This window comes from Methylobacterium sp. E-005, assembly GCF_022829725.1.
Taxonomy (GTDB): Bacteria; Pseudomonadota; Alphaproteobacteria; order Rhizobiales; family Beijerinckiaceae; genus Methylobacterium.
On record NZ_JAKSYG010000179.1, the window covers coordinates 81459 to 101316 of the forward strand.

Sequence of the window (19858 nt, forward strand, 5' to 3'; positions counted from 1 at the left end):
TGCAAACCCAGGCTCCAGCCGCCCTGGCCAGGGCGTTACGTCCCCGCGGCACGCACCTCCGCGAGCCCATGCCGCTGACGGCCCTCGGCGTCGAAATTCGCCGGACTCAGCCACGCTTCGAAGCCGGCCCGGACCTTCGGCCATTCCGCGTCGGTGATCGAGAACCACGCCGTGTCGCGCGAGCGCCCCTTCACCACCACGGCATTGCGGAAGATGCCTTCGAAGGTGAAGCCCAGGCGCAGGGCCGCCGCCCGGGACGGGGCGTTGAGGCTGTCGCATTTCCACTCGTAGCGGCGGTAGCCGAGCTCGTCGAAAGCGCGGGCCATCATCAGCGCCATGGCCTCGGTCGAGGCTGGGGTCCGCTGCAGACCCGGCCCGAAATGGAGGTGCCCAACCTCGATCACCCCGTTGGCCGGATCGATACGCAGATACGAGGCGATGCCCAGGGGCTCGCCGCTCCCGCGGTCCAGGATGGCATGGAACAGCGGATCCCGGCTCGCCGCCCGGGCTTCGAGACGGTCGCGAAACGCCGCCTCGTTCTCGGGCATCTCATCGGGAAGATAGGTCCACGTGCGTTGGTCGGGCGCTGCGCTGTAGGCCGCGAACAGGCCGGCCGCGTGGGCCCCGGCATCGAGGGGCACGATCCGGCAGGTGCGGCCCTCCATCGGCGTCCGTGGCGGGACTGGACGCAGGGTCCAGTTCGGGAGCGCCGGCCCGATCGGCTGGCCGAAATCGTCGAGGCGCGCGCTCATGACCGGTCCCGCTCGGCGACCAGATCGGCGAGGTTCGCCTCGCCCGCGGCCCGGAAGCCCGCGATCACGCCGGCCCGGTCGGGCGCGGGTCGGTTCTGACTCATCTTCCACTTCCCCTCGATGCGCGTGATCGGGATCTCGACGCCGATCAGCGCCTGAACCTGCGCCGCCACGAACGGCGCCGGCGCGTCGGAGACCGCCCAGGGTTCGGCCCGCGTCCCCTCCCGGAGCGTCGTGAGATCCGCGATCTGGCGCCGCAGCCATGCCGTGTCCTCGATGAGACGCGGCCGCCCCCAGGCCTGCACGGTGGCGTAGTTCCAGGTCGGTACGACGCGGCCATGAACCTGCTTGCTCGGGTACCAGCTCGGGGTGACGTAGCCCTGCGGCCCTTGGAACGCCACGAGGCAGTCTGAGACCGCCGCGAGATCCTGCCCCTGCGGATTGGCCCGCGCGAGATGGGCGCGCAGGATGCCGTGCGTGCCACCTGCGTCGATGAGGAACGGGATCGGGTTGGCCATCAGACCCGACGGGCCGGCGGTGATCAGGAGGCCGAGCGGATACGCCCGGATCAGCGCGTGCTGGACCTCCTGTGAATCCTCCTGGAAGTGCGGCGGCTGATACACGGGCCTCGTCCTGTCGGTCAGCACGTTTGCGCGCTGTCTGCCAGGATGCTTGACCGTTCAGCGGACCAGACGGAAGGTCCAGTTCCTGAAATGCGACTGGACCACTTTGGCATGGCCAGGGCTCCGCTGCCGTTGCCCGTCAGCCTCGATCCGACGAGCCCGCTGCCGCTGCACGCGCAGCTCCGCGAAGCCCTGCGCGCGGCGATCCTCGACCGTCGGCTGGCTCGCGGGGCCCGGCTCCCGGCCTCGCGCGTTCTGGCGGCCGACCTCGCCTGCGCCCGCGGTACGGTGGTGCTTGCCCTTGAACAGCTCGTCGCCGAAGGCTACCTGACGGCCCGTCCCGGCTCGGCCACGCGCGTCGCCGCGACCCTGCCGGACGATTCGGTGCCGTCACCGGGACGCTCCGAGGGGGCATCGCCGATGCCGGTGCCGAACCTCGCACGCCGGAGCGCCCGTCTCACAGCGGCGCCGCGGCTGCGCTACATGGCGGGATCTGCCGCCCCCGACGCCTTCGCGCTCGGCCGTCCGGCCCCGGATGCCTTCCCGTATGCGGTCTGGGCGCGCCTGCTCCAGGCCGAATGGCGGCACGGGCCGGCCGAGCCGCCGGATCCCCGCGGCTCGCCGGCACTGCGCGGTGCCATCGCGACGTATCTGGCGCAGGCTCGGGGCGTCGTCTGCGCGGCGGACGACGTGATCGTCACGGCCGGTATCCGGCAGAGCCTGAAGCTGCTCGCGGAGCTTCTGCTCGATCCCGGGGAGACGGCTCTGGTCGAGGAACCCGGCTTTCCCGGGATCGCGCAGGCGCTTGCCAGCGCAGGGCTGAGGACGGTGCCGATCCCAGTCGGCCCGGGCGGATTGTCCGCATCCCGTGTCGGGGTATTGGCATCCGACGCAAGGCTCGCCGTCGTGACGCCGGCGCACCATTACCCCCTCGGCCATACCATGAGCCTGCAGAACCGGCTCGACCTCCTGGCCTGGGCGAAGTCTGTCGGGGGCTGGATCGTCGAGGACGACTATGACGGTGCCTACCGCTATGCCGGCCGGCCGCTCGCGCCGTTGCGCGCCCTCGATCGGGTCGGCCGGGTCATCTATGTCGGCAGCTTCTCGAAGCTCCTGCTGCCGGCCCTCGGCCTTAGCTACCTCGTCCTGCCGCGCGGGCTCGTGGCGCCGGTGAATCAGGCGCTCGCCGAGATCGGCCCCGCCCCCCCCGGGATCGGCCAATGGGCACTTGCGCGCTTCATCGAGGAGGGACACCTCGCGGGCCATCTGCGCCGGACCCGCCGCCTCTACGCCCTTCGCCAAGCGGCCCTGGTTGAGGCCGTCGCCACCCTCGCTGCGGACATCCTCGCGGTCGAGCCGATGGAGGGCGGGATGCATCTCATCGCGCGTCCGGGACCGTCCTGGGGTGCGGGCCTCACCGATGCGGCCGCCGCGGTGGCGCTCGGGCAAGCCGGAATCTCCGCAGTGGCGCTGTCGGCCTATCACGTCGGATGGCCGGAGCCCGGGCTGCTGCTCGGCTATGCCGCCGTGCCGGAGCGGGCGATCGCGCCGGCGGTGCGGCGCATGGCGGAGACGCTGCGCCACCGCCCGTGAGGAGCCGACAGTCCGTTCAGGGCACGATCGCGCCAGTCTCGGCGAACCGGGCCAGCCGCGCGACGAGGGGCGCGACCATCACGCGGTCCATCTGTCCCAGAAGCCCGCTGCGCGCGTGGGCGACGTTCGCCTCGGCCTGCTCCCGCGCCCGGCGCTGCCAGGCGGGACGATCCGCCCTGCAGTCGGCCCAGGCGCGCTCGATCGCGCGAAACACCTGCGGCAGGCGCGCGATCGGGTCGGCGATCGGGTCGTAGGCGTGATCGATCAGGCTCTCGAAGGTGTGGAACCCGAGCTCGGAGAGCCGCGCCACGGCGCGCGGGGCGCCGACCATCACGAAGGGCAGACCGGTCGCGGCGGCCTTCAGGGATTTCTCCGTGATCCGCTCCACGCCGGGCTCGAAGAAATCGGTTTCCGAGATCACCGTCAGATCGCAACCGGCGTAAGCCTGCGTGTCCAGGGTCAACACCATGTCGGTGCCCTGGTCGGCGTCGATCCGCTGGGCTCGACGGGGAATCCAGGTCTCGATCTCGGCGAGCATCGGCCCGAAGGCGGCCTCGATCTCCGGCGGCCAGTGAAAAACGTTGATGCCGCCCGCCTTCGGGTTGTCGGCGCCGATGCCGTGGAAGGAGATCAGGCCGTCGCGGTCCAGGCCGTTGAGCTGGAACCAGCGGTAAAGCAGCACCCGGTGCCAGCGCAGGGCCGCGTTCTGGCACAGGAAGCGGGCCGGACCCGCATCCCGCGGGAACGGCGCGTAGCCGGTGCGGTCGAGCGGCGCTTGCGGGAAGAGACGCGGGCCGGCCTCCCCGTCGAGCCACAGGGCGACCTGGAGCGGGAAGAACTCGAAGGTCCAGAAGCACAGGCCCTCGCCGTAGAGCCGCTCGTAATCCAGCCGCAGCATCCGGTTCTGAGAGACCAGGATGACGCGGCCACGGGGGATGCCGAGCCCGTCGAGGTTGCGGTGCAGCGCCTCGAAGGTCGGCGCGTGCAGGCCCGGGCCCTCGTTTGAGAGATCGAGCAGCAGCGCCGCGCGCCCGGTCCGCAGGTTTTCGACATCGCCGGGGGTGAGGAGATCGAGGCGCCCGTTGGCCTCAGGGAAACCCAGGCGGACGAAGTCGAGCACCGGCAGGCAGAGGGCGTGGCGCGCATCGCCCGGTTCGGCCGTGACGATGACTGGCTTGCCCATCCAGCCGAGGGCAGTCGGCAGGAAGTGGCCGGCCTCGCCCCGGGGGACGAGCAGGATCGCGGAGGTCGGTTGGCTCATCGTCACGCCCGGGCGGCCCAAAACCGGACCGCGCGAAGCCGGATAAAGACTTCGCGCGGGGGCGTCGAGGTCAGGCCGGGACTGGTTCCGCGGCGCGGACCGGCGTCGGGCCGGCACGGTAGGCGGCCGAGGCCTCCTCGGTCCGCCAGCAGGCCACCTGATGCCCCGGGGCGATCGCGGCGACCGGCGGCATCTCCCGGCGGCAGCGCTCTTCCGCCAGGAAGCAGCGCGGCGCGAACGGGCAGCCGGGCGGGCGGTTGGCGAGGTCCGGCGGGCTACCCGGGATGGTCTGGAGCCGCGAGCCCTTGGCCAGCGCCCCCTCCGCCCGGCTGCGCAGCAGGCCGATCGTATAGGGATGGTGCGGGTTCAGGACCACCTGATGCGCCGTGCCGGTCTCGACGATCTTGCCCGCGTACATCACGGCGATCCGGTCGGCGACCTCGACCGCCGCGCCGAGATCGTGCGTGACGATGACGATCGACAGGCCCAGATCGCGCTGCAACTCGCGCAGCAGCAGCAGCACCTGAATCTGCACGGTGGCGTCGAGGGCCGTGGTGGGCTCGTCGGCGAGGAGGACCTGCGGCCGGCAGGCGAGCGCCAGGGCGATCATGGCCCGCTGGCGCATGCCGCCCGACATCTCGTGCGGGTAATTGTCGAGCCGCCGCTCCGGGCTCGGGATCCGGACCCGCTCGAACAGGGCGAGCGCCCGCTTGCGCGCCTCGACCTTGGAGATCTTTTCGTGGCGCAGGATCGCCTCGGTGATCTGTTGGCCGACCGTGTAGACCGGGTCGAAGGCGAGCAGCGGCTCCTGGAAGATCATCGAGACGTCGCCGCCGCGGAAATCGGCGAGCTGGCGCTTGGTCAGCGCCTGCACGTCCCGGCCGGCCGCCAGGATCTTCCCTTCGATCCGGCTGCGGCCTGGCGGGAACAATCGCAGGATCGCGCGGAGCGTCACGCTCTTGCCGGAGCCGGATTCGCCGATCAGCGCCAGCGCCTGACCGCGTTCCAGGGTGAGATCGACGCCGTCGACGACCTGCACCTTGCCGAAGGCGACGCGCAGATTCTCGAGGACGACGGCGGGTTCCGAGGAAGGGGTGGGAATCGAACTGCTCATGCCGCGAGCGCCTCGGCGGGCGCCGCGGAATGCCCGGAGCCGGGTTGCCGGGCGAGGCAGGCGACCCGGTGCAATGGCCGGATCGCGTTGAGGGGTGGTTCCTTCCCGGCGCAGATGCCCTCCGCGAGGGCGCAGCGCGGGTGGAACCGGCAGCCGGAGGGCGGGTCGATCGGGTTCGGCGGATCCCCCTGCAGCAGCGCGGCCTGCGTGCGGTTGTCGGGATCGAGGGACGGCATCGAGGCGAGCAACGCCTCGGTATAGGGGTGCGCCGGCGCGTCGAGCACCGTGTCGGAGGGGCCGATCTCGGCGACCCGGCCCAAATACATCACCATCACCCGGTCGGAGATGAAGCGCACGACGTTCAGGTCGTGGCTGATGAAGATGTAGGTCAGGCCGAACTCGGCCTTGAGGTCGAGGAGGAGGTTCAGCACCTGCGCCTCCACCGATTTGTCCAGCGCCGAGACCGCCTCATCGAGGAGCACCAGCCGCGGCTCCAGAGCAAGCGAGCGGGCGATGTTGACCCGCTGGCGCTGGCCGCCGGAGATCTCGTGCGGGTAGCGCCCGGCGAAGCGCTTCGGCTCCAGGCCGACCCGGGCGAGCAGCGCGCGGGCGCGCTCCACCGCCTCGCGGCCGGGGACACCGTTGACCTTCGGGCCGAAGGCGATCGACTGCTCCACCGTCATGCGCGGGTTCAGCGACGCGTAGCTGTCCTGGAACACCATCTGGACCTGGCGGCGGTAGGCCCGCCACGGCATGGCGCGCTCGCCGATCGCCTGCCCGTCGTACAGCATGGCGCCGGAATCGCGCTCGATCAGGCCCATGAGCAGCTTGGCGGTGGTGGACTTGCCACAACCGGATTCGCCGACGATGCCCAGGGTCTCGCCCTTCAGGACGTCGAAATCGACGCCATCGACGGCACGCACGACCTGCTTCTTCCCCCCGGCCTTGCGGACCGGGAAGTGCTTGATCAGCCCCGAGACCGACAGGAGCGGCTGGGCCGGTCCGCCGCGGTCGCGGGCGAACGGATCGGGGGCGTCCGGGATGACGCTCACTGGCGAATCTCCGTCATTGGCGGATTTCCATGGCGGCGCGCAGGCCGTCCGAGAACAGGTTGAAGGCGATCGAGACGAGGAAGATGCAGACGCCCGGCAGCGCGGCGACGATCGGGTTCACGTAGATCGCGGTGCGCAGGGTGTTGAGCATCAGGCCCCATTCGGGCTCGGGCGGACGTACGCCCAGACCGAGGAACGAGAGGCCCGAGGCCAGGATCATCGAGACCGAGATCAGGCTGGTCGAATAGACGAAGATCGGCCCGACGACGTTGCCGAGCACCTGCACGCGCATGATCGTCAGGGCCGAGGCGCCCGAGAGCTTGGCGGCGTCGATGTAGTCGCGCTTGCGGATGCCCGTGGTGACGCTCTCGGCGACCCGGGCGATCTGGGGCACGAACACGCAGGTCAGCGAGACGATCGAGTTGAAGATGCCGGCGCCGAGCGCCCCGGACAGCGCGATCGCCAGCAGCACGGAGGGAAACGCAAAGAACACGTCGATGGTGCGCATCAGGATCGTGTTGGTCCAGCCGCCGACATAGCCGGCCAGGATCCCGATGCCCGAGCCGATCACGAAGGCGATCAGCACCGGCGTGACGCCGATGAACAGCGACAGCCGCGAGCCCAGCATCAGCCGGCTGATCATGTCGCGGCCGAGCTCGTCGGAGCCCAGCCAGTAGGTGGCGTCACCGACATGCCTGAGCCGGCGCAGCATGGAACCCTTGTAGGGGTCCATCGGGGTGATCCAGGGCGACAGGAGCGCGATGAGCACGACCAGCAGGATCACGGCGCCCGCGCCCATGGCGACGGGATCGCGCACCAGCCGGTGGCCGACATGACCCCAGAAGCCCCGCGACGGGACGAAGGCGGCCTCGGGCGCCGCGTCCTCGGCGGCGAGCACGCCGCCGTCGAGGGCGAGGGAGGCCGCGGTGATGGGAGCAGTCATCATCAGGCTCCGGCTCAGGCGCGCTCGATGCGCGGGTCGAGGGCGGTCTGCATCACGTCCACCAGCAGGTTGAGCAGCACGAAGAACATCGCCAGCACGAGGATCGAGCCCTGGAGCAGGGGCAGGTCGCGCTGGAAGATCGCGGCGTTGAGCAGGAAGCCGGTGCCCGGCCACGCGAACACGGTCTCGACCAGGATCGAGCCGCCGAGCAGGTAGCCGAGCTGCAGGCCCATGATGGCGAGGGCGGTCGGGGCGGCGTTGCGTACCACGTGCTTGAACACGCCGCGCTCATCCATGCCCTTGGCGCGCAGGGCCTCCACGAAGTCCTGGGACAGGATGTCGGCGACGAGCGCCCGGACCGTGCGGGCGATGATGCCCATCGGGATCACCGACATCGTGACCGCCGGCAGGATCATATAGCGCAGGTGGTCGAAGTCCGGACGCCAGTTGCCGGAGCCGTCCGGCCCGGCGCCGGTGGGCGGCAGCCAGCCCAACGTCGCCGAGAAGATGATCACCAGCACCATGCCGAGCCAGTAATGCGGCACGCTCACGCCGAAGACCGAGAGCGCCGAGGCTGCCCGGTCGGCCAGCGAGTTGCGGTGGTAGCCCGCCACGAAGCCGAACAGCGTGCCGAAGGTGAAGCCGATCACCGTCGCCACGGAGGCGAGGATCAGGGAGTTCACCACGGCGCGGCTGACCTCGCCCAGCACCGGCCGTCCGGTGGCGATCGAGATGCCGAGGTCGCCGTGCAGCACGTGCCAGAGCCAGATCAGGTACTGGACGGGCAGCGGCTTATCGAAGCCGTAGGCAGCGCGCATCTCGTCGATCATCGACTGGGTGGCGTCGACGGGCAGGATCGCGCTCAGGGGATCGCCCGGCGCGAGATGCACGAGGAGGAAGCAGACCACGCTAACCCCGAACGCCACGGGGGTCGCGTAGAGCAGGCGCTTGAGGGTGTAGAGGAGCATCACTTGCCTTGTCGTGGCCTGAAATTCCCCTCCCCCCTCTGCGGGGGAGGGTGGCCCCCGAAGGGGGTCGGGTCGGGACGATGTCCCGCGAGGGGCGAGCGACGGTGCCGGAGAGGGCGCGACGGGCGCTCCATCCTGCATCGTCGCGCTGCCCCTCTCCCGCCCCGCATGCGCGGGGCACCCTCCCCCGCACCGGGGGGAGGGTTAGGATGGCGGCGCTACCGCGCCGCCGTGGCGATGGTGATCTTCGAGAAATCCTGGAACCAGTTCTGCGCCTGGACGAAGCCCTTCACCTTCGGGCTCATCGCCCGCGGGTTCACATCGTGCGTGATCATGACGAACAGCGCATCGTCGACGTACTTCTCGTGGATCTTCTGCAGGACCTTGGTCTGCTCGGCCTTGTCGAAGGTGTTGCGGACCTGATCGAACAGCTTGTCCATTGCCGGATCGCAGTAATAGCCCCAGTTCGTGCCGTTCGGCGGGGCGAAATTGCACTGCAGATGGCGGATGAAGCCGGTGAACGGATCCTGGATGAAGTACGAGTAGTTGATCGCCGAGACGCCGCGGGAGATGTCGGCCTTGGCGCCGGCCCGCCAGATGTTGATCAGCGTGTTCCACTCGACCACCTCGTAGTCGACCTGGATGCCCACCTCGGCGAGGTTCTGCTGGATGAACTCGTTCATCGGCAGCGGCTGCATCTGGCCCGAGCCCGAGGCCGAGATCGCGACCTTGAGCTTCAGGGGCTTGGCCGGGCTGTAGCCGGCTTCCGCCAGCAGTTTCTTGGCGGCCTCCGGATCGTACTTGATGTCGAAGGTCGGGTGGCCGAACCACTGGTGGCCGGGCGGCATGAAGCCCTTGGCCGGGATGGCGAGGCCGCCGAGCAACTCCTTCAGCCCGTCGCGGTCGATGGCGAGGTTCGCCGCCTTGCGCACGCGGATGTCGTTCCAGGGCGAGCCCTCGACCCGCGACAGGTGCCACGTCCAGTTATGCGGATAGGCGTTGGTGACGATGGTGAAGCCGGCGCTCTTGAGCGACTCCACCGAGTCGGGTGCGGGCGCCTCGATCCAATCCACCTGCCCGGAGCGGAGCGCGGCGGTGCGGGCGTTGGCTTCGGGGAGCGGGATCAGCACGAGCTTGTCGAGCTTCGGCACCCGGTCCTTGTCCCAGTACTCCTTGAACGGCACCATCTCGGCGCGCTCGCGCGGGGCGAACAGGGTCAGCTTCCACGGGCCGGTGCCGGAGGGCTGCTTGGCGAAGGCGTCCCAGGACTTGCCGACCTTCTCCCATTGGGCCGGCGACGACATCATGATCCAGGCGATCTGATAGGGCAGCGTCGCGTCGGGGGCCTTGGTGATGATCTCGACGGTCATCGGATCGACGGCGCGGTAGCTCGCCACCGCGGGGATGCGGGTCTTGCCCTGCGCCGACTGACGCGGGTCGTATTGCGGCGCGTCCGACTTCAGGAGCTTGTCGAGGTTCCAGACCACGGCGTCGGCGGTGAAGTCCGATCCGTCGTGGAATTTCACGCCGGGACGCAGCTTGAAGGTCCACTTGGTCTTGTCGTTCGGGTCGACGGTCCAGCTGGTGGCCAGCCCCGGCACGAGATCGGAGGCCAGTTCCGCGCTCGACAGGTCCCAATTGATGAGCCCGTCATAGACCGTGTAGCCGAGGAAGCGCATGCCCTCGCCGCCATTGTCGGTCTGGCCGGTGGTCAGCGGGATGTCGGAGGCGGTCATGCCGATCCGCAGCGTTCCCTGCGCGAGCGCGGCAGAACTCGCAGAAAGCGCCAGGGCGCTGGCCAGCGCCACACGGGCGCCGAATTTTCTCAGACGGGACAGCATCTTGGCTAGGGTACTCGCGTGGGTCCGGGCCAGTCTGGGCCGGCATACGCTCGTCCCTATGCAAGCCGGCGGCCAGTCGCCCGCGGCGCTATTCGGCGTCGATCAGGCTCACATGCGCGGCCACCACCCGCCAGCCTTCGGGGAAGCGCATCCAGGTCTGGCTCTGGCGGCCGACTTTGCCGGGCGCGGAGGCGCGGGTGAACAGCGTCATGGCGGTGGCGGCATCGCGTCCGTAGGTGGTGATCTGCGTCTGCGCCAGGGTGCGCTCCAGGCCCACCGGTGAGCGGGCGCGGCGGAAGGCGCGGATCGCGTCCATGCCGTACAGGTTCTCGCCGATGCCGTACCGGATGGTAAGCGGATCGTCGTGGAACAAAGCCTCCAGGGTCGCGACATCGTTGGTGGTGAGCGCCGTCTCGTAGGCCCGGAACGCGGCCTCGACCTCGGCCTTCACGGCGGGATCGTCGATCACCATCAGGTCAGCTCCGCGATGGGCGCCGTGCTGACGCCGGTCCGTTCAAGGTGGTGGGCGACGCGCAGGGCCAGATCTTCCCGCCAGGGCGCGGCGATCACCTGAACGCCGAGCGGCAACCCGGCGTCGAGCCAGATCGGTACGGCGACCACCGGCAGGCCGATGAACGAGATCGGCTGCGTGAACACCCCGATATTGGCGCGCACCGGCAGGCTCACGCCGTCGAGGGTGAAGTGGGTCTGGCCGCCCTTCGGCGCCCGGCAGGGCGTGGCGGGCGCCAGGATCACGTCGACGCCGCCGAACAGGTCGAGGACCGCGTCCCGGTACCAGCGGCGGAACCGCTGCGCCCGTTCGACGAAGGGCGCCGGAATCATCGCGCCGGCGATCAGCCGGTCCCGCACCGCCGGGTCGAAATCACCCGGACGGCTGCGCAGGCGGTCGAGGTGGAGCGTCGCGCCTTCGGCCGCGGTGATCAGGTAAGCCGCCGCCCGGGCGCGGTGGGCCTCCGACAACTCGACGGTGTGTGGCGTGCCGAGGGCCTCGGCAACGCGCCCCACCGCCGCGAAGGCATCGGGATCGCCGCCCCGGGCGAAGTAGCCGCCGGCGACCGCGATCCGCAGGCCGTCGATGCCGGAATCCAGAACGGGCATGACCGGCTCCGGCGCGCGGGCCGCCAAGACGGGATCGTCTGGATCGGGGCCCTGCATGGCGTCGTAGGCCAGGGCGAGATCAATGACGCTGCGCGCCATGGGTCCCAGATGGTCGAGGCTGCCGACGAACGGAAAGCTCCCGGCCCGGCTGAGCCGCCCGTAGGTCGGTTTCAACCCGAAACAGCCGCAGAAGGCGGCGGGCACCCGGATCGAGCCGTTCGTGTCCGAGCCTAATGTCAGCGGCACCATCCCGGCGGCGAGCGCCGCACCGGACCCGCTGGACGAGCCGCCGGTCATGTGCCCCAGGGCGTGCGGATTGTGGGCGTCCCCGTCGTGGATGTTCTCGCCGGTGAAGTCGTAAGCGTATTCACCCATGTTGAGCGCGCCGAGGAGGATCGCTCCGGCCGCTTCGAGCCGGCGCACCAGGGCGCCGTCCCTGAGGGCCGGGGGATTCTCCCGGTTGATCTTCGAGCCCGCCCGCGTCGGCAGTTCCGCGACGTCGATCAGGTTCTTGACCGCGAAGGGCACGCCCGCGAGCGGCCCAGCGGCGGCGCCCTGAGCGAGATCGGCATCGAGCGCGTCGGCCCGGGCCAGGGCGCGGGCGGCGAGCACGTCGGTGAAGGCGTTGACGCGGCGATCCGCTCGCGCGATGCCCGCGAGCGTCTCAGTCACCACGCTGCGGGCACTGCAGCGCCGTTCGGCAACCGCGGCGGCGATGGATGCCGCGTCGGTGGGCAGGGATCCGCTCATGCTTCGAACCGTTGCGCGGCTTCAACCGCGTCGGGGAGCGGAAAGTCGGTCAGCAGGGCCGCCGCCGCCGCCAGGACGCGGAGATTGGCCGTGACCGAGGCGGTCCACGACTCGTCCAGGGTGATGCCGAGAAGCGGCGCCGCTGCGGCGACGTAGGGCTCGGGTTCGACCGCAGAAGCGGTTTGGGTCATCGCGATTCTCCATCCGGCATGCGTTGTATTGATCGACCGTCGTGCAGGGCTCGTGCCGGTCGGAGGAGCGGACGGCTCCATCGGCCTGCATAAAAATTATGCAAAACCGCCGAGGGATGGACAACTTTGGGCCTTTGGTGCTCGTGCGGTCCACCGTCTGCGGCTTTCAAGGTCGCGATCCATGCCATGTCGGCGCGAGACTGCTGCTCAAACAGTCAGCATCGCGCGCGCCGAGAAGCTCAAGATGTTCGTTGTCGCCAATGCAAATCTGGGTTGCGTAGACTGGCTGGGGCATGTGGCAACGTCCCGGCTGTTGCGACGAGCACCCGAGTCCGGAGGATGTGACGCACATTAATGATGTCGCTTGCTTCGCAGGATCGTGCCGACACAGGCCCCACACCTTGTCGGCGCTCCGCGCGCGACCTATCTGCCGATGCAAGGCCGAACGGCGCCTTCGCCTGCCGATGTGTTCACCCCTCGGCGGCGTGATGTTTTCCTGCATCGCCGGATGAAACTCGCAGAGATACGATGTGGATTGTCGTCGTGCCGGCGGGCCGAACCTGTCCGCGCGATTGCATTCCCGACGGGGCTCCGGGTAAGGGCTTACCGTTTTTCAAACTTTGGTTCGACCCGAGCGCTCTGGCGCACACCGAGCGCTCGGGTCGAACCATCGGTTCTGCCGATGGGTCGGCATGGTTCTGGGGTCCGGGGACGGCGTCGGAATCTGCAGACTGAGGTCCCTCTCCGGCCCAGCCGGATGTCCCTGCAAGACGCCCAACATACCGAACTGAGAAAGGTCAGATGAGCGCATTCGACTACAGGAACTTCGACGACCGCCGCCAGAACTCCCAGAATGCCAAGGCCGCCCTGCTGGCCAAGTTCAAGGCGCGGCCCCCGTCCGACGATCCGGAGGTGATCGCCAAGGCCAAGGCCCGGGCAGAGGTCGCCAAGGCGCGCGAGGAGCGGACCCGTGAGCGCGAGGCCGCCCGCATCGCCGCCGAGCTGAAGGCTGCCGAGGAGAAGCGGGAGCGCGAGGAGGCGGAATTGGCGGCTCAGATCGCCCGCGAGGCTGCGGAACTCGCCGCCGCGCAAGAGCGCAAATCCTCCGAGCTGGCAGCCAAGAAGGCGCAGCGCGACGCCCGGTACGCGGCGCGGAAGGCCAACGTCAAGGTCAAGCGCTGAGCCCGCGCTGCGCCTGATTCGATAGGTCCGATGGAACGACGCCCGCCCCTCCCGGCGGGCGTCGCTGCATCCGGGGTCTTCGACCTGAAACCCGCGCGCAGCCTGCCGCGTTTGCGACCATCGATCAGCAGTCCCGATCCATGCGGCTGCCCGGGCGAGGCCGCGCGATGATGACCCGAACGCTCCTGATGCTGGTGACCGTCCTGCTCGGAGCGGAGGCTGCCGCGGCTCAGGATCGGACGACGGCGACCGCCTGCGACACCCTTCTGGCCGCTCGCAGGATGGATGCGGCGTCCGCTCCAGGCCAGCCGTCGGACGAGCCGGGCTGCCGCAGCGTGGACCGCAAGAGCATTGGTTCTGTGGAGCAGCGGGCTCTGATCGGTGGCGCGCCCTACGAATGCATGACGATCGCGGGGGCCGGGCGGTGCCTGTGGATCGTGCCCTGATCGGTCAGCGACCACGTATTCAATCCTGGTTCACCGGGGATCGAAACGCTCTATTTCTGGATCAGAGTGGAGCAGGGACTGAAAGCCGAATGCCGCATTTCCGGGCGCGAGGGCGTTTCCCCGCATGCGTGCCGGTCGGAGCACTGATCGGCTCGGCCCTGGCCGTTCTGCCCGCACGCGCCGAACCGCCGATCCGGAGTCCCGAGGACGCGGCCTGCCGTCTGGAGGCCCGGGCGAAGGTCTTTGCAACGCCCAATCCCCGCGGTCTGGAACTCGAAGAGATCGGCAAGCAGATCTACTACGCCTGCATGGCGCGGCTGGGACAAGCCGCGCAGCCGGTCAGGCCGGCGAGCCGACGGCACAAACGGCGCCATCGGCGATCCTGAGGAAGCAGACGACGCCGATCAGGCGTCGAGGGGCGCGCCGATCCGGGCGCGCAGCTTCAGGCGCAGGGACTCGTTTCCACCCTCGGCCTGCAACGCCGCCATCAGGCGCAGGAGGTGGCTCAGCGGGGTCGACCGGCATGCGACGGCATCGGCGATCTGTTCCGGCAGCGACTTGGCGACCGGAACGAAACGCGGTGCGGGCTGGGCCTGATGAGTTTGAGGCATCCGCGGCGCTTGTCCTTTGAAAGGATCCAGGTTGGCGGCCGGCTCGCTACGCCTTTTGCCGGCGTCGCACCAGACCCCGCCGCGATTTTACGTAGCCGGCATCGTGCCGCGTTACCGCGCTGCAACAGCACCTTCGAAACACTGGGGATATTGTCGATCGGGTCGCCGAATTCCCTTGTCTTGGCCGCATATCAGCGCCGCGCCAGGGGCGACTGCGCGAATCCGTCGAGGAGATCCTGGGGGTCGCGGAAGATCGCGATGCAGCCCGCGGCCGAGAGGTCGGCCTCCGGGAAGCCGCCGCAGAGCAGGCCGATGGTCGGCAGGCCCGCCTTGCCCGCGGCCTCCGCGTCGTAGGGCGTGTCGCCAACCACATGGATCGTATCCGACGACCCACTGTCGAGCTTCTTCAACGCCGCCTCGAAGATGTCCGGATGCGGTTTTGACCGATCCGCATCGTCCGAGCTGGTGGCGACATCGACGAGGTCGCCGATCTTCAGGATGTCGGTGTAGCGTTCGACCTCGGATCGCTTGCCCGAGGAGGCCAGTGCGATCGTGAGGCCCTCCGCGCGAAGCTTCTCGAACAGGGCCCGCACACCCGGAAACGGCTGCACCTGGGACAAGTATTTTCGCTTGAACAGGTCGGAGCGGAACGACTCGATGGTCTCGCCCTCCCGCTCGATACGCTCCCGCGACAGGAAGACCGGCATCAGCTCGTCGCCACCCTTGCCGATCTGACTGCGGACCTCTCTCTCTTCGGTCTCGACGCCGAAATGCGCGAAGGCCTCGACCCAGGCGCGGGCATGCAGGTCGACACTGTCGAGCAGGGTCCCGTCGATATCGAAGATCACGGCGCGCATACCAGCCTCATTGCGGCGCAGGGTGGCCCGCTTCATCGCCGTCAACCGGAGCCATGGAGCCCCTGTTCCATGCGCGGTGGGCCCGAACGGCAGAAGCCCGCCCCCAGGCGGGGGCGGGCTTCTGACATCCGTCCGATCCGGCGTGCGTCAGTGCATCGCGGCGGGGGTGCGTGCGGGCTTCGCCTTGGCGGCCAGACCAGCGGTCACGGCCGCCTTGGACGACCGGACAGGCTTCGGAGCCGTCGGCTTGGCTGCAGCCTTGACGGGCGCGGGTGTCGGGGCCGGCTTGGCGGCGGCGACCTTCGCGGCAGCGACCTTGGCGGCAGGCGCCTTCGTGGCCTTGGCCGGCGCGGCAGCCTTCCGGGCCGGAGCCGCCTCGGTCACGGTCGCCGCGGCGGCCAGCGTGGCGTTGGCCCGCAGCTCGGTTTCCGCACGCATCCAGTGCGCAGCGGCTTGACCGTGACGACGGCCTTCGTTCTCCCAGATGAAGTAGGCGCACTCGCGCACGTGGTGTTCGCTGATCTGCATGCCGTAGGCCTCCTGCTGTCCGTCCCGTGACGGACGATGGGAGGGCCTGGTTAAGGGGCGGTTAACCCTGGAGACCGGCGCGCCACCGCATCGCGGGCGGGTTTGACCGGGCTCGCGGCCCCGACGCGTGGGTGCGGCGCGATCGGCGATGCAGACCCTTCACGCGCCGCGTCCCAGAACCCGCCGCGCCTCGACCAGCAGGATCGCGTGGCGCTCCGCCTCGGGGCCGGTCTCCGGCGTCTCGCGACCGGCCTGGACGACGAGCGACTGGAACCGACGCCGGTCCAGGCCCCAGACGCGAAGGCTCTTCAAGACGGCGCCGAGTACGATCCGCACCGCATCGGTGCGCGCCTCCGCCCGTGCCATCGCGTCGGCATCGGCAGCGCCGTCTGCGCCCGGTCGACGACCCGTGTGGGCGGCCGCGACCGGGTTCGGCGTGGTGCGGGCCTCATCGCGTTGCGCAGCGGCGCGTTGCGCGGCCTGCCAGGCTTGGTCGTGCTGATGGGTACGGAGGGCGAGCAGAACCTTGAGAGAAGCAATCTCCGCCTGAGCGCCCTCGAGCTTCGCCTGGGTCTCGCGCAGATCCTTCAGTAAGTCCTGCGCGAGCGTCTGATCCCCGGTCACCGTCACCGCTGGCTCCTCTATTCCTGAATGCCCCGTCCTCAACCGCGCTGGACCGAATGTCCACCTTCGCGGATGGCCGCGCAGGTTGAGAAAATCGCGTTGCCGGTCCACATGGACAAAGGCGCCTCGGGGCGCCTGTCCCGGCCGGCCTTGAACCGGCGCAGCGGAGTGACGCCATCATGTTCATCCAGACCGAAGCCACGCCGAACCCGGCAACCCTCAAATTCCTCCCCGGACGCGTGGTCCTGGCCGAAGCGACCTTCGAGGCGAAGGATGCCGAGGCGGCCGCCCGCTCGCCCCTGGCCGCGGCGCTCTTCGCGGTGCCGGGCGTATCCGGTGTGTATTTCGGCCACGATTTCATCTCGGTCACCAAGGCCGAGGACGAGTCCGACTGGGCCCAGGTCAAGCCCGCCGTGCTCGGGGCCATCATGGAGCATTTCCAGTCCGGCGTACCCGTGATGGCCGAGGGCGGCCATGACGCGATCGAGCCCGGGGACGAGTTCTACGACGAGGCCGATCACGACACGGTGGTCACCATCAAGGACCTCCTCGAGACGCGCGTGCGTCCGGCGGTGGCCGGAGACGGCGGCGACATCACCTTCCGCGGCTACAAGGAGGGCGTGGTCTATCTCGAGATGAAGGGCGCCTGTTCGGGCTGTCCGTCCTCGACCGCGACCCTGCGGCACGGCGTGCAGAACCTGTTCCGCCACTTCCTCCCCGAAGTGCGCGAGGTCCAGGCGATCTGAGGGACGATTGCCCGTAGATCCGGGTCGAAGCCCGCCGCGCGCCCTCCCCCACTGCGGGGGAGGGAAAGGCGCGGGGCGGCAAGCGGCACGGACGCGCTGATTCGCAACAGCGGCGGCGTGGCGGAGGCCTCGGACGGAACCGGTACGGCAGCCCAGGACGTCCTGACCCCGCCCTCGGAGCTGTCGCGCCAGTCCGCGCAGCTGAATGCCGCGATCCGCCGGATCTTCAATACGATCCGTGCCGCGTGAGGGCCGCACCTTGGACCCGGACAGACAAAGCGGCGCAAGCCGGCAACACTCCGCCGGTGATGGAGACGGCCGGCCACCGCGGCGCTGACGGGGCGGTCGTTTTGCTCTATCGATCCAGACTCTTCGCGTCCTTCGCGGACGCTGGAAGCATGAGCCGGTGCGGACCGGCCTATGGGAGTGGACGTGCGTATCCTGGCCATCGACACAGCGCTGGACATCTGCGCCGCCTGCGTCATGGCGGAGGGTGACGAGACGCCGATCTCCGCGGAATCGCTTCCGATGGCGCGGGGGCATGCCGAATCCCTGCTGCCGCTGATCGAGCGGGTCATGGCCCGCGTGGAGGGCGGCTTCGAGGCCCTCGATCGGATCGCCGTCACGGTGGGTCCGGGCAGCTATACGGGGCTGCGTGTCGGCCTGTCGGCCGCCCGCGCGATCGGGCTCGCCACGTCCAAGCCGGTGGTCGGTGTCGGTACCCTCTCGGCTTTGCTGGCGCACCTGCTGGCCGAGACGATCGAGGGCTCGCTCGCCGCCGCGATCGATGCCCGGCACGGCGCCCTCTACGTCCAGGCCCTCAATCCGGGGGGCGGCGGCATCGCGCCGGCTCACCTGCCCATCGCCGAAGTGGCCGACCGCTTGGCCGGGGCCGGTCCCGTGCTCCTCGCCGGCTCCGGTTCGCCGGCCCTGGCGGCGGCTTTGGCCGAGCGCGGCGTCAGCGCGAGCGTCAGCCGGGTCACCGGGCCGGACATCGCCTCCGTCGCCGCCCTCGGGCTGCTGGCCGATCCCGAGCAGGCCCTGCCCCGGCCGCTCTACCTGCGCGGGCCCGACGCCCGGCCCCAGGACCATGCGCGGATTGCCCGGCAATGACGCGGCCCCTCCTCTTCTGGCCCTTCGACTGGTGGTCCGCCTGGTGGGACGCGCTGAGCCCCGAGCCCTACGTGGCGCCGCTCGCCGATGCGTCGCAGGCCCCAGTGCTGGCCCGCCTGCACGCCACCGCCTTCGCGCGACCCTGGGAGGCCCATGAGTTCGAGCGTCTGCTGTGCGAGCGGTCGACGCAGGCGCATGCCCTCTGGCGCGCGGGCACGCTCCACGGCTTCGTGCTCTCCCGGCGCGCCGCCGACGAGGCCGAGATCCTGACGGTGGTGCTGTCGCCGGCCCTGCGCGGTGGCGGGCACAGTCGCAAGCTCCTGCGCGAGCACCTGTCGAGCCTCGCGTTGGCCGGGATCGCCCGGGTTCATCTGGAGGTTGATGAGGGCAACGCGCCGGCGCTGCGCCTCTACGCCCGCAACGGCTTCCGGCAGGTGGGCGCGCGGACCGGCTACTACCTCAAGGCCGACGGCAGCCGGGCAACCGCGCTGACGATGAGCGCCGACCTCTGACGCCGTGAGCCGCTTCGGCCTCGCCTGCCGCGTCGCGGCCCTGGCCCTGGCCTTCGCGGTCCTGGCGCCGCCGCACTGGCTGGCACTGCGCGTGCTCAGCCGCCGCGCGACCCCGGCGCCGATCCTGTTCCACCGGGTCTTCCTGTGGCTGTTCGGGGTGCGGGTGACGCAAAGTGGCACGCCCCCCGCCCCGGGCGAGGCGGCGCTGGTTCTGGCCAACCACGTTTCGTGGCTCGACATCATCGCTATCGGCTCGCTGCGGCCGCTCTCCTTCGTGGCGAAGTCCGAGATTGCCGGCTGGCCCGTGATCGGCGGCCTCGCGGCCCTTCAGCGGACGATCTACATCGATCGGCAGCGGCGCGGAGCGACCGCCACGGTGAGCGCCGCGATGGGGCATCGCCTGGCCGAGGGCGAACTCGTGGTGCTGTTCGCCGAGGGCACGACAGGCGACGGGATCCGGCTCCTGCCGTTCCGGTCCTCCCTGGTCGGCGCCGCCCGGGCCGCCTTGCAGGCCGAGGCGGGCCGGGGCCGCGTCCGTCTCCAGCCGCTCGCCATCGCGTATCCCCGGCGCAATGGCCTGCCGGTGACCTTGTCCGAGCGGTCCGAAATCGCGTGGTATGGCGACATGGAGCTGGCGCCGCATCTCGCCGCCTTCGTCCAGGGGGGGGCCATCGACGTGCACGTGGTCTGGGGCGCCCCCATCGCCTTCGAGGCGTCCACCGACCGGAAGGTTGCGACGGCCGCCGCGGAGGCTGAAGTCCGCGCCGCGCTGCGGGGTGTCAGAGCGGGTGGCGCCTGCCCGCCGACGATCAGCGTCAGCCCGGTGCGCCCGGGTCTCGACCTTCACGACCCGGAAGTCGCCACGATCTGACCATGCGGCCATAGCCCGGCTGCGGCTGCCAGGTCACGGATCCAAGCTCAAGAACATCCGTAGAAATGGTCGCTGGAATACATGATGCCGTGCATTGAGTGGGCCGAATCTCTCTGCTAGCTAGGCCGCAACCCGGAACAGTCGGGATAAGTGGAGGACGC

Annotated in this window: 24 protein-coding genes; 9 read left to right on the forward strand and 15 right to left on the reverse strand. The window is 69.8% G+C overall.

Annotated elements, in window-relative coordinates:
- Positions 1-35: 35 nt before the first annotated feature.
- A complete protein-coding gene (locus MKK88_RS19915; RefSeq protein ID WP_244002736.1) occupies positions 36-752 on the reverse strand; it encodes a GNAT family N-acetyltransferase in 717 nt (238 codons plus the stop codon).
- The gene (locus tag MKK88_RS19920) at positions 749-1375 is read right to left on the reverse strand and encodes an FMN-binding negative transcriptional regulator (protein WP_244002738.1); all 627 of its coding nucleotides are present in this window, start codon (positions 1373-1375) and stop codon (positions 749-751) included. The genes MKK88_RS19915 and MKK88_RS19920 overlap by 4 nt, the downstream gene beginning before the upstream one ends.
- 111 nt (positions 1376-1486) lie before the next feature.
- Here MKK88_RS19920 and MKK88_RS19925 point away from each other — a divergent pair, with 111 nt between their 5' ends.
- The gene (locus MKK88_RS19925) at positions 1487-2968 is read left to right on the forward strand and encodes a PLP-dependent aminotransferase family protein (protein WP_244002740.1); all 1482 of its coding nucleotides are present in this window, start codon (positions 1487-1489) and stop codon (positions 2966-2968) included.
- A gap of 16 nt (positions 2969-2984) precedes the next feature.
- Here the strand turns inward: MKK88_RS19925 and MKK88_RS19930 are convergent, their stop codons facing one another.
- The 9 genes from MKK88_RS19930 to MKK88_RS19970 form a co-directional block, all read right to left on the reverse strand.
- Entirely contained in the window at positions 2985-4229 is a 1245-nt protein-coding gene (locus tag MKK88_RS19930) for a hypothetical protein (protein ID WP_244002742.1), read from the reverse strand.
- 70 nt (positions 4230-4299) lie between these two features.
- Complete coding sequence (locus tag MKK88_RS19935) at positions 4300-5343, reverse strand: ABC transporter ATP-binding protein (protein ID WP_244002744.1); 1044 nt, start codon at positions 5341-5343, stop codon at positions 4300-4302.
- Positions 5340-6395 carry an ABC transporter ATP-binding protein gene (locus MKK88_RS19940; protein WP_244002746.1) on the reverse strand — a complete coding sequence of 352 codons (1056 nt, stop codon included), beginning with the start codon at positions 6393-6395 and terminating at the stop codon, positions 5340-5342. Before MKK88_RS19940 ends, MKK88_RS19935 begins: the two co-directional genes overlap by 4 nt.
- A 13-nt stretch (positions 6396-6408) precedes the next feature.
- Positions 6409-7338, reverse strand: coding sequence for an ABC transporter permease (locus MKK88_RS19945; protein ID WP_244002748.1), 930 nt, complete (start codon positions 7336-7338; stop codon positions 6409-6411).
- 14 nt (positions 7339-7352) lie between these two features.
- Positions 7353-8306 carry an ABC transporter permease gene (locus tag MKK88_RS19950; RefSeq protein ID WP_244002750.1) on the reverse strand — a complete coding sequence of 318 codons (954 nt, stop codon included), beginning with the start codon at positions 8304-8306 and terminating at the stop codon, positions 7353-7355.
- Positions 8307-8524: 218 nt separating this feature from the next.
- A complete protein-coding gene (locus MKK88_RS19955) occupies positions 8525-10147 on the reverse strand; it encodes an ABC transporter substrate-binding protein (RefSeq protein WP_244002752.1) in 1623 nt (540 codons plus the stop codon).
- An 88-nt stretch (positions 10148-10235) separates the two neighbouring features.
- Complete coding sequence (gene hpxZ, locus MKK88_RS19960) at positions 10236-10619, reverse strand: oxalurate catabolism protein HpxZ (RefSeq protein WP_244002754.1); 384 nt, start codon at positions 10617-10619, stop codon at positions 10236-10238.
- Entirely contained in the window at positions 10619-12016 is a 1398-nt protein-coding gene (locus tag MKK88_RS19965) for an AtzE family amidohydrolase (protein ID WP_244002755.1), read from the reverse strand. Before MKK88_RS19965 ends, hpxZ begins: the two co-directional genes overlap by 1 nt.
- On the reverse strand, positions 12013-12207 hold the full coding sequence (locus tag MKK88_RS19970; protein ID WP_244002757.1) for a DUF4089 domain-containing protein: 195 nt from the start codon (positions 12205-12207) through the stop codon (positions 12013-12015). Before MKK88_RS19970 ends, MKK88_RS19965 begins: the two co-directional genes overlap by 4 nt.
- Before the next feature lie 801 nt (positions 12208-13008).
- On the opposite strand from MKK88_RS19970, the gene MKK88_RS19975 reads away from it, so the two are divergent.
- From MKK88_RS19975 to MKK88_RS19985, 3 genes are all read left to right on the forward strand, one after another.
- The gene (locus MKK88_RS19975) at positions 13009-13389 is read left to right on the forward strand and encodes a DUF6481 family protein (RefSeq protein WP_244002759.1); all 381 of its coding nucleotides are present in this window, start codon (positions 13009-13011) and stop codon (positions 13387-13389) included.
- A gap of 167 nt (positions 13390-13556) precedes the next feature.
- Positions 13557-13835 (forward strand): hypothetical protein, encoded by a 279-nt coding sequence (locus tag MKK88_RS19980; RefSeq protein WP_244002761.1) that lies wholly within the window; start codon positions 13557-13559, stop codon positions 13833-13835.
- A 128-nt stretch (positions 13836-13963) separates the two neighbouring features.
- Positions 13964-14221, forward strand: coding sequence for a hypothetical protein (locus MKK88_RS19985; protein WP_244002762.1), 258 nt, complete (start codon positions 13964-13966; stop codon positions 14219-14221).
- A gap of 18 nt (positions 14222-14239) precedes the next feature.
- Here MKK88_RS19985 and MKK88_RS19990 read toward each other — a convergent pair whose 3' ends face one another.
- From MKK88_RS19990 to MKK88_RS20005, 4 genes are all read right to left on the reverse strand, one after another.
- Entirely contained in the window at positions 14240-14446 is a 207-nt protein-coding gene (locus MKK88_RS19990; RefSeq protein ID WP_244002764.1) for a hypothetical protein, read from the reverse strand.
- A gap of 191 nt (positions 14447-14637) precedes the next feature.
- A complete protein-coding gene (locus MKK88_RS19995) occupies positions 14638-15303 on the reverse strand; it encodes an HAD family hydrolase (protein WP_244002939.1) in 666 nt (221 codons plus the stop codon).
- Between the two features lie 147 nt (positions 15304-15450).
- Complete coding sequence (locus MKK88_RS20000) at positions 15451-15831, reverse strand: DUF2934 domain-containing protein (protein WP_244002767.1); 381 nt, start codon at positions 15829-15831, stop codon at positions 15451-15453.
- Positions 15832-15990: 159 nt separating this feature from the next.
- Positions 15991-16461: an atp-dependent helicase gene (locus MKK88_RS20005; RefSeq protein ID WP_244002769.1), complete on the reverse strand. Its 471-nt coding sequence runs from the start codon at positions 16459-16461 to the stop codon at positions 15991-15993.
- Positions 16462-16634: 173 nt separating this feature from the next.
- Between MKK88_RS20005 and MKK88_RS20010 the strand changes: the two genes are divergently transcribed.
- The 5 genes from MKK88_RS20010 (at position 16635) to MKK88_RS20025 (ending at position 19697) form a co-directional block, all read left to right on the forward strand.
- Positions 16635-17201, forward strand: a complete 567-nt coding sequence (locus tag MKK88_RS20010; protein ID WP_244002771.1) for a NifU family protein — start codon at positions 16635-16637, stop codon at positions 17199-17201.
- A gap of 117 nt (positions 17202-17318) precedes the next feature.
- Positions 17319-17450 carry a hypothetical protein gene (locus MKK88_RS33900; protein ID WP_279602422.1) on the forward strand — a complete coding sequence of 44 codons (132 nt, stop codon included), beginning with the start codon at positions 17319-17321 and terminating at the stop codon, positions 17448-17450.
- Between the two features lie 183 nt (positions 17451-17633).
- A complete protein-coding gene (gene tsaB / locus MKK88_RS20015) occupies positions 17634-18314 on the forward strand; it encodes a tRNA (adenosine(37)-N6)-threonylcarbamoyltransferase complex dimerization subunit type 1 TsaB (RefSeq protein ID WP_244002773.1) in 681 nt (226 codons plus the stop codon).
- Positions 18311-18826 carry a GNAT family N-acetyltransferase gene (locus MKK88_RS20020; RefSeq protein ID WP_244002775.1) on the forward strand — a complete coding sequence of 172 codons (516 nt, stop codon included), beginning with the start codon at positions 18311-18313 and terminating at the stop codon, positions 18824-18826. Before tsaB ends, MKK88_RS20020 begins: the two co-directional genes overlap by 4 nt.
- A 4-nt stretch (positions 18827-18830) precedes the next feature.
- Positions 18831-19697 (forward strand): lysophospholipid acyltransferase family protein, encoded by an 867-nt coding sequence (locus MKK88_RS20025; RefSeq protein WP_244002778.1) that lies wholly within the window; start codon positions 18831-18833, stop codon positions 19695-19697.
- Positions 19698-19858: the final 161 nt, after the last annotated feature.